At 63.9% G+C, this 7604-nt stretch carries 7 protein-coding genes; 1 reads left to right on the top strand and 6 read right to left on the bottom strand.

Annotation, left to right across the window (positions count from 1 at the left end; genetic code table 11):
- Nucleotides 1-283: 283 nt before the first annotated feature.
- From EOA36_RS20720 to EOA36_RS20705, 4 genes are all read right to left on the bottom strand, one after another.
- Nucleotides 284-1468 carry a mandelate racemase/muconate lactonizing enzyme family protein gene (locus EOA36_RS20720; RefSeq protein WP_127279209.1) on the bottom strand — a complete coding sequence of 395 codons (1185 nt, stop codon included), beginning with the start codon at nt 1466-1468 and terminating at the stop codon, nt 284-286.
- Nucleotides 1465-2571, bottom strand: coding sequence for a mandelate racemase/muconate lactonizing enzyme family protein (locus EOA36_RS20715; protein ID WP_127279208.1), 1107 nt, complete (start codon nt 2569-2571; stop codon nt 1465-1467). Before EOA36_RS20715 ends, EOA36_RS20720 begins: the two co-directional genes overlap by 4 nt.
- Before the next feature lie 33 nt (nt 2572-2604).
- Nucleotides 2605-3297, bottom strand: coding sequence for a GntR family transcriptional regulator (locus EOA36_RS20710; protein WP_127279207.1), 693 nt, complete (start codon nt 3295-3297; stop codon nt 2605-2607).
- 113 nt (nt 3298-3410) lie between these two features.
- Nucleotides 3411-4199 (bottom strand): 2OG-Fe(II) oxygenase, encoded by a 789-nt coding sequence (locus tag EOA36_RS20705; protein ID WP_127279206.1) that lies wholly within the window; start codon nt 4197-4199, stop codon nt 3411-3413.
- Between the two features lie 114 nt (nt 4200-4313).
- Between EOA36_RS20705 and EOA36_RS20700 the strand changes: the two genes are divergently transcribed.
- The gene (locus EOA36_RS20700) at nt 4314-5222 is read left to right on the top strand and encodes a LysR substrate-binding domain-containing protein (protein WP_127279205.1); all 909 of its coding nucleotides are present in this window, start codon (nt 4314-4316) and stop codon (nt 5220-5222) included.
- 44 nt (nt 5223-5266) lie between these two features.
- Here EOA36_RS20700 and EOA36_RS20695 read toward each other — a convergent pair whose 3' ends face one another.
- The gene (locus EOA36_RS20695) at nt 5267-6418 is read right to left on the bottom strand and encodes an efflux RND transporter periplasmic adaptor subunit (protein WP_127279204.1); all 1152 of its coding nucleotides are present in this window, start codon (nt 6416-6418) and stop codon (nt 5267-5269) included.
- A 15-nt stretch (nt 6419-6433) separates the two neighbouring features.
- Nucleotides 6434-7604 (bottom strand): efflux RND transporter permease subunit (locus tag EOA36_RS20690; RefSeq protein WP_145969238.1); only part of this gene is annotated, 1171 nt, incomplete at its 5' end.

Genomic DNA, 7604 nt, shown 5'->3' with positions numbered 1-7604 from the left:
CGAGAATGCGGTAGTTCTTGATCATGGGTTTAACCCTTTCCCCTGTTTCTTATGGTTGATGAATGTGTTTTCAGTTGACGAAAGTCCGTGGAGTTCTCCTGTCCCGGCCATCAACGATGTCAGTCGACCGGGACTGTAGCATGCGGTTTTTCTGGGTCCATCCGATCCTTCCGGCGTGCGGCTCAGATTTTCTTGAGGCAATGCTTCCATCCGTCCGGTCCTGCCGTCGCCATCCGCGCGCGGCGGCGGACTCTTATTCCGTCTCCTTTCCCGTCTCGTACTCCTAGTTCAGCGGCAAACGGCGATATGTCCCGGGCTTGGCCGGGTCGTGATATTTGTTGCACGGGCCGTTCTCGGCGAAGTCGCAATGGCAGGCCGCGAGATTTTTCCGCGACAATGTGACACCGAGACCCGGGCCTTCCGGGACACGCACCGTATTGTTCTCGGGCGAAAACGGCCCTTGCTCGGTGATGTCAATCGGTTGCATGCGAAACAGCGACTGGTTCGGCTCCCGGATCCAGCCGAGCGCCGCGCACAGGTGCAGGTAGGCCGCGCTGCCGATGCCGCTGTCGCCGCTGTAGCACCAGAAATCGATGCCCGCGTGCTCGCAGGCGCCGACGAACCGCAGCATCCGGCCGATGCCGCCGTGCGCCGTCGGATTGCCGACGAAGGCGTCCGGAACCTTGAGGTCCATGGCGCGCGCAATGTCGATGTTGTGGGTCGAGAACGGGATCGAGCAATGCTGTCGCAACTGCCGCATCTCCTCGATCGTGGCCACCGGATCCTCCCAGTTGCGCACGCCGAGATCTTCGAGCGGCCGCGCCAGCCGCCGCGCCGTGGCCAGCGAATAGGCCTGGTTGGAATCGATGCGGATCATCGCCTCGTCGCCGAGTTTTTCGCGGATCAGCTCGACCATTCTCAGCGAGACTTTCGGATCTTGGGTCGAGAATTTGCCTTCGAAGAAGGTCGTTCCATGCGTCTCGTGCAGTTCGACGCAATAGTCGGCGACGGCTTCCGGCGTCGTCTCGCCCTTTACACCAGCCCCATTGCCGCGCAGCGAGAAGTAGTCGGTGAACGGGATGTCCTTGCGCACGGCGCCGCCAAGCAATTGGTAGAGCGGCTGGTTCCATGCCTTGCCGCGTAAGTCCCAAAGCGCCATCTCGATGGCGCCGAAGGCCATGATGCGGGCGCGGTCGTTGATCGACTGCACGCCGGTCCAGAAGGGCAGGCTGACATGCTCGGCGCCGGCGATGTCGAAGGCGTCGCGGCCGACCAGCCGTTTGGCGAGACCATCGTTGATGATGGCCGCCGCCGCCGGCGTCGGCGCTTCGCCCAGCCCGACAAGGCCGTCCTCGGTCTCGACTTCGACGATGGTCGGCGAAAAACCGTCGAGTTCGCCGAACACCCAGGCATAGGGCGCTTCGAGGCGAAGATTGATAGGCGTCGCCTTGATGCTGCGGATCTTCACCGGCTGACCTCGAAGAAAGGCTTGCCGAGCAGGTCGGGAACGACGTCGATGCCGAGGCCCGGCCCGTCGGGAATGCCCATGCGGCTGCCGGTGACCGGCGGCGCGTTCGACGCGGTGCGCACGGTCACCCATTCATGGAAGGCGATCGCATGCAGCCGCCGCTCCTCCGGCGTCGACAGCGACAGATGCGCCATGGCGGATGTGTCGATCTCGGCGCCGCCGGTGTCCTCGACCGTGATCATGAAGCCGAGATCGACGGCGACGTCACGGATCAGCCGGGTCTTGGTGACGCCGCCGAGCCGCGAAATCTTCAGCGTCAGGCCGTCGGCCGCGCCGAGGCGATGGATTTCCAGCATCGCCTCGAGCGAGGTGACGGATTCGTCGAGCACCATCGGCTTGTCGAGCATGCGGCGCACCGACATGTTCTCGTCGATCGTCGTGCACGGCTGCTCGAACGTGTAGTCGATCGCCCGCGTGGCATCGGCGAACTGCCGCGCCTGGTAGGGTGTCCAGCCGGCATTGGCGTCGCAGAAGATGACCGTGCCTTTCGGCACCGAGGCGGCGACCGCCGTGACGCGCTCGATGTCGTCATGGACATTGCCGCCGACCTTGACCTGCAGCCGTTGGAAACCGTCCTTGACGATGCGCTTGGCAAGTGCGGCCATTTGATCGACCGTGCCATGGGTGACGACCTTGTAGAGTTCCGCCGTGTCGCTTTCCTTGCCGCCGAGCAGCGTCACCAGCGGCACGCCGGCCGCGCGCGCCGCCAGATCCCAGCAGGCCATGTCGAACGCCGATTTGATGTAGGGATGGCCCTTGAACACGGTGTCCATCAGCCGGCCGATGCTGGCCAGCCCGCACGGGTCCTGGCCGATGAGGTGCGGTGCGATCTCCGGCACGCCGGCTCTCGTGCCGGCCGGGAAGGCGGCCGAGTAGAAATTGCCGAGCGGCGCCATCTCGCCCCAGCCGGTCAACCCGCTGTCGGAGGTGATGGACACGATCACGGCGTCGAAGCAGTCGGCCACGCGCCCCTTGGACATGCGATAGGGGCCGTCCACGAAGGGCTGCACGACGCGATAGGCTTTGATGGTTTCGATCTGCACGTGGGTATCCATTGTCCGCGATGATGGGAGGGATCAGGCGCCTTTCGACGGGCGCCGTTCGAGGCCGCGCGCATAGGCAAGAAGCTCTTCGAAATCGAGGTCGATATGCTCGCGGGCATGGCGCTGGGCGGCACGCATGTCGTCGCCCTTGAGCAGCGCCACATAGGTCTCATGGACATTTTCGGCCGGCACGGCTTCCTTGCGCGCCTGCTGGTGCAGGGCGAAGTACATCTGCAAACGGCTGGTCAGCCTTTGCCAGGTTTCCAGGAGCACCGAATTGTCGGCCCATTCATGGATCAGGCCATGCAATTGCAGGGCGGTTTCGATCTGCCTTGTGGTGTCGCGCTCGCGCGTCGCCTGCTTCACCGCCTCGTGGCGCCGGTCAAGCTCGTCCAGGAAACGCTGGTCACGCTGCTTCCACATCCGCTCGATGGCGAACTCGTCCAGCACCTTGTTGAGCGAATAGGCATCGTCGATGTCCTTGGCGGTGACATTGATGACGAAGGTGCCGGCATAGGGGATGCTGGTCAGGATGCCTTCCTGCACCAGCTCGCGCATCGCCTCGCGCAGCGGCGCGCGGCTGACCCGCATCTGTTCGGAAATCCGGAGCTCGTTGAGCTTCTGGCCGGGCTCGAGCTGACCGGTCAGGATCGCGCGCCGCAGCAGTGCCACGATTTCGGCACGGCGCGTCGTGTCGGCAATCGGGCTGAACTCCGTCTTCACCATTCGGCCCACTCCAGCGAGAACAGAAGGCAAGACAATCAGATTGTCGACAATCTAACAAGAGGCCATGCTCGAATTTCTGAGCTTTGCTTGGCAGCCCGGCCGGCTGGGCTGAATCAAGCCGCGCGGCCATAAAAACCGACACGCTCCTCATCGCTGAACATCACGCCCGGCTTCTCATAGTAGGAGAACACCGCGATCATCCGTTCGCGGTCGCCTTCGACCGTGGTGACGCGATGCGCGGTGTTCTTGCCGCGAAACACGTTCAGCGTACCGGGCTTCATACGCAGGACCCTGGCCTCGGGATCACGCCCTTCGAGCAGTCTGGCAACGCCGTCATAGTTTGGATCCTCATCCGATCTGAGATCGGTGCGGTATTCCAGGTCACCACCGCGCTCCGCCTGTTGCAGGAGCAGCGTGGTGGTGAATTCCGAGCGGTCGAAGTGCCAATTCAGCGCTTCGCCGGCGCGATAGGCCATCACATTGGCGCGTGCCAACGGATCCTGCATGACATGCAGCCTGGCCTTGCCCATCGTCGCGGCGAGGAAACGCACCAGCGGTTCGTATTCGTAGATCGCCATCACCATGCTGCCGGGAATCTGGTCGGCGCAGACGGTGTGGCTGATGGTTTCCACCTTGCGCAGCGCGGGGTGATCGGGTGCCAATTCCGGAATGCTGGGCTTGAAGTAGATGTTGTGCAAACGCTTGTGGACATGGGACCGCGTGTCCATGACCGGCTTGATTTCCCGCACCGCTTGTTCGGCGATACCGGGCCGCAGAAAGCCCTCGAGATTGAACATGCCGTCGGCTGCGAGCGCGGCGAGCGACTGCTGGACGAGGCGATCCCATTCGGGGCTGCCTTCGCGATCGAGCGGATAGCGGTCGAGGTCGAGAATGTCTTCCATGTCGTATGCTCCAATCGGGAAGCTCCAAGGTTGGGCACAGAAGACGGCAAAAAATTCTTTCTCTCAACGTGGAAAATTATTAGGATTGGCCAAGAAAAACTTCTGGAGGCTGATGTGGACCGGCTGCCGCCGTTGAATGCGATCAAGGCCTTCGAGGTCGCCGGCCGCGCCGGCAGCTTCACACTGGCCGCGAGCGAGCTTGGCGTCTCCTCGGCGGCGGTCAGCCAGCAGATCCGCAATCTCGAAACCTGGTTCGGCAAGCAACTGTTCGTGCGCACCGGCAATCGCATCGCGCTGACCGACGCCGGCCACGCCATCTATCCGCAGACGGCGCGTGCGCTCGGTGACATTGCCGCCATCGGCCAGCGCATGCTCGAAGGCGGCCTGAGGACACGGCTTGTCGTCAGCGTGCCATTCTCGCTGGCCGAACTATGGCTGGCGCCGAGGCTGGCCGTGCTCCTCGAGGCCTTCCCGCACATGGCGATCGACGTGCGTGCCGAGGATGATCCGATCGACCTGATGCGCCAGAACGTCGACCTGCGCATCAGCTATGGCGACTATCACTATCCCGGCCTGCGGATGGTCCGCCTGGTCCATGACGATGTGCTGCCGGTCTGCGCGCCGGACTTCTGGCAGCGGCACGGCAATGGCGATACGGGCCTCACCGATCTGCATGAGAGCCTGTTCATCCACACCAATTGGGGGCCGAACTATGCCTCGCACCCGAGCTGGGCCGATTGGTTCGCGGCATGCGGCGGCAACCGGTCGCCCGACCCGTCGCAGGGGCGCCGCGTCGGCCTCTCAAGCCTGGCGATAGCCTCGGCTCGGTTGGGCCTCGGCATTGCCCTTGGACAGCGGGTGATGGCCCAGGCCGATCTGGATGCGGGCCGGCTGATTGCGCTTTCTTCCGTCTCGGTGCGCCTGGGGCACCCCTATTGCGCCTTCATGCCGCCGGCAAAGGCCGATCGCGCCGACGTCGCCGCTCTGGTCGGTCTGCTCGTGAAAACGGCGCCCGCGACCTGAGAAAGGGTCGAGGGCGCCGCGCGGAAACCGGGCCTGCGGGGGAGTCAGGTAGCCGGTTTCTGTGGGAGGGGCGAAATCGGCATTCCGGGGCCGATCTTCTGCAGATTGCCTGTGATCACCTGGTCGCCTTCGGCGACGCCGCTGAGGATGGCGACCATGTCGCCGCTGGTCGGCCCAAGCGAAACCAGCCGCTGGTCGACCGTATTGCCCTTGCCGACGACGTAGAGATATTTGCCGAGCTGGCTTGATCCCAGCGCGACCTGCGGCACCATCAGCGCATCGGGCTGTTGTTTGACGTGCAGCCGCACGCGAACATATTGGCCTGGCAAGAGCGTGAATTTGGCGTTGCCGATGGTGGCGCGTGTGGTGATCGTGCCGGTCGAGTGATCGATCGTGTTGTCGATGAAGGTGAGCTCGCCCTTCTGGTGGGCTTCGGTCTCACCCGGAAGCAGGACCTCGACCTCGATTGGGCCGGCAGCACGCGCTTCCTCGATCTGCGCCAGATCCGTCTCGCTTGGATTGAAGGTGACGTAGATCGGATCAAGCTGCACCAGCGTGTTGAGCACGGTGCCGGCAACGCTGACCAGCGTTCCCACGGAGGCCTGGTTGCGGCCCAGGCGTCCGGGGAATGGCGCATGGATTTCAGCGTAGCTCAAATTGAGCTCGGCCGTGCGCACGGCGGCCTGGTTGAGCGCCAGCGACGCCTGCGCCTCGCGCAAGGTGCTGGTGCGCTGGTCGAAGCTGTCCTTGTCCAGGTAACCGCTCTTGGCAAGCTCGGTACCGCGGCCAAGATTGGAACGCGCATAGTCGAGCGTCGCCGTATCGCGCTGCACCTGGGCCTTCGCCTGATCGAGCGCGGCCTGGAAGTCGTCGGGCGAGATCTTGTAGAGCGTGTCGCCCTGCCGCACATCGGCGCCGTCTTGCGCCGTCTGTTCCTGCAGGTAGCCAGGGACGCGCGCCTGCAGCGTGATGCTGCGGATCGGCTCGGTCCGCGCGGCATAGTCGAGGTAGATCGGGATCGTCTTCTTGACGACGCTCGCCACCGGCACCGGCATGACGAACGCGGCTGGAGCGGGCGCGGCCCCGGCCGTGCCGGCATTCAGGCTGAGATTGCCCATGTCCAGCAGGTGGACGCTGGCCACCGAGATCGCACCCAGCGCGACAGCCGTTCCCAACGCGATTTTCCATTTACGCATGATGATTCTCCAATCTTATTCGGCCGCTTCCGCCAGGGGAGGGAAGGCGGGTTTGGCCGTTGGTTCAGTGTGTTGAGAGGCGGGCTCGTCGCCGCCGCGCCGTTCGCGCAGCTGTTCGATGACCGCGTAGAAGACAGGCACGAACACCAGCGACAGGACGGTCGCCGCGACCATGCCACCAAACACGGTGGTGCCGATCGACTGACGGCTTGCGGCACCCGCGCCGGTGGCGATCATCAACGGCACCACGCCGAGGATGAAGGCAAACGCGGTCATCAGGATCGGCCGCAGTCTCAGCCGGGCGGCCTCCATCGATGCCTCGACGATGGTGAGGCCTTCCTCGCGCCGCCGTCTTGCGAACTCGACGATCAGAATGGCGTTCTTGGCCGCCAGGCCGATCAGCATGACGAAGCCGATCTGCGAATAGACGTCGATCTGCATGCCACGCACCCAAAGTGCGGCGAACGCGCCGAACAGGGCGAGAGGCACGGCCAGCAGCACCATGAACGGCATCGCCCAGCTCTCGTACTGCGCCGCCAGGATCAGGAAGACGAAGACGATGGCGAGGGCAAAGACAACCGACGCGATCGATCCAGCCTTGAGCTCCTGGAAGGTGATGCCGGTCCATTCGAAACCGAAATCCCTGGGCAGCGCGGTCGCCGCGGCCCGCTCCATGGCGGCGACCGCCTGGCCCGACGAATAACCGGGCGCGGCGCCGCCATTGATGGTGGCCGAGGCATTGTTGTTGTAGTGCGGCACGGTTTCCGGGCCGACGAACGGCACGAGCTTGCCCAGCGTACTGAGTGGCACCATGCCGCCGGAGGCATTGCGCACATAGAGCCGTGAAATATCGGCGGCACCCGCACGAGAATCCTTGTCGGCCTGGATGGTCACCCGGAAGGTGCGGCCGAACAGGTTGAAGTCGTTCACGTAAAGCGAGCCGAGATAAATCTGCAGCGTGTTGAAGACGTCGGGCAGGTTGAGGCCGAGCAGTTTCGCCTTGGCGCGGTCGAGATTGTAGTTGAACTGCGGCGTCGAGGTCGAGAACGGCGAGAACAGCTGCTGCGGATTGATTTCCGGCTGCTTGCGCGCCTCGGCGATCACCGCTTGCGTGGCATCGTTGAGGGCCGTGCTGCCGCGGCCGGTGAGGTCCTCGACGACGAATTCGAACCCGCCTGTCGTACCG

The organism is Mesorhizobium sp. M8A.F.Ca.ET.021.01.1.1, assembly GCF_003998025.1.
Taxonomy (GTDB): domain Bacteria; phylum Pseudomonadota; class Alphaproteobacteria; order Rhizobiales; family Rhizobiaceae; genus Mesorhizobium.
The sequence above is the reverse complement of the archived record's forward strand: the minus strand, read 5'-3'. Positions and strand labels throughout refer to the sequence as shown.

Bases quoted from the DNA above. Each gene is read 5' to 3' on its own strand.
- EOA36_RS20710 (WP_127279207.1), bottom strand. From the start codon at position 3,297: ATGGTGAAGACGGAGTTCAGCCCGATTGCCGACACGACGCGCCGTGCC.
- EOA36_RS20705 (WP_127279206.1), bottom strand. From the start codon at position 4,199: ATGGAAGACATTCTCGACCTCGACCGCTATCCGCTCGATCGCGAAGGC.
- EOA36_RS20695 (WP_127279204.1), bottom strand. From the start codon at position 6,418: ATGCGTAAATGGAAAATCGCGTTGGGAACGGCTGTCGCGCTGGGTGCG.